Source organism: Chromohalobacter sp. 296-RDG, assembly GCF_029889885.1.
Lineage (GTDB): Bacteria > Pseudomonadota > Gammaproteobacteria > Pseudomonadales > Halomonadaceae > Chromohalobacter.
This window is the reverse complement of sequence record NZ_JARANY010000264.1, coordinates 1-942: the sequence shown is the minus strand read 5'-3', so window position 1 is coordinate 942 and position 942 is coordinate 1. Positions and strand designations below refer to the sequence as shown.

The 942-nt window shown below is 56.6% G+C and carries 2 protein-coding genes and 1 pseudogene; all 3 read left to right on the top strand.

What is annotated here, in order from left to right; translation table 11 throughout:
* A pseudogene (locus OP495_RS18420) lies at positions 1-241 on the top strand (sulfate adenylyltransferase small subunit); the annotation flags it as partial.
* 103 nt (positions 242-344) lie between these two features.
* Entirely contained in the window at positions 345-698 is a 354-nt protein-coding gene (locus tag OP495_RS18415) for a four helix bundle protein (RefSeq protein ID WP_280571223.1), read from the top strand.
* 49 nt (positions 699-747) lie between these two features.
* Positions 748-942 (top strand): GTP-binding protein (locus OP495_RS18410; protein ID WP_280571221.1); only part of this gene is annotated, 195 nt, incomplete at its 3' end.

The window sequence follows — 942 nt, the reverse complement described above, 5'->3', positions numbered from 1 at the left end:
CATCATGGTCGACGACGACCGCATGCCGCTGGAAGAAGGCGAAGTCCCCGAAGAGAAATGGGTGCGTTTCCGTACGCTGGGCTGCTACCCGCTCACCGGCGCCGTGGAATCACACGCCACCACGCTGCCCGAAATCATCCAGGAAATGCTGCTGACCAAGACCAGCGAACGCTCCGGCCGCGCCATCGACAAAGACCAGGCAGGGTCCATGGAACGCAAGAAACGGGAGGGGTACTTCTAACGCGCCTCCGGCGCGTTAGAAAGACGGAAGAGGGAAGGTAGAAGCTGGAAGAGCGGCGCTTCGCGCCTGGAAGCGGGAAGAAAAGCTGAAGAGGAAAGAGGGCATGGACTTTGAGCAGTTGGATGTCTGGAAGCGGTCGGCACGCTTGTCCGCTGATCTCTATCGTCACTTCAGCGATTCTCGCGATTTCGGCTTCAAAGACCAAATCACCCGTTCAGGTCTTTCCGTGCCCAGTAATATCGCTGAAGGCATGACAAGGCCAACCGTCAAAGACCGGGTCAAGTTTCTTCATATCGCCAAGGGATCGTGTGCCGAGTTACGGACCCAGATCTACATCGGTATGGAAATCGACTACATCACGAGAGACAAAGGGCGCCAATGGGTAGCGGAAACCAAAGAGATCGCCGCCATGTTGACGGGGCTGATGCGTAGGCAAGCCGACTTCGACGTGGGGTGAGTGGGTTTCTTCCCCCTTCCTTCTTCTCTCTTATTTCTAAGGTTTTGCTATGTCACACCAGTCATCGCTGATCGCCGACGATATCGAGTCCTACCTGCACGAGCACGAAAACAAGGACCTGCTCCGCTTCATTACCTGCGGGAGCGTCGATGACGGCAAGTCGACTCTGATCGGGCGTTTGTTGCACGATTCCCAGATGATCTACGAGGATCAGCTCGCGGCGATCACCCAGGCCTCCAAGACC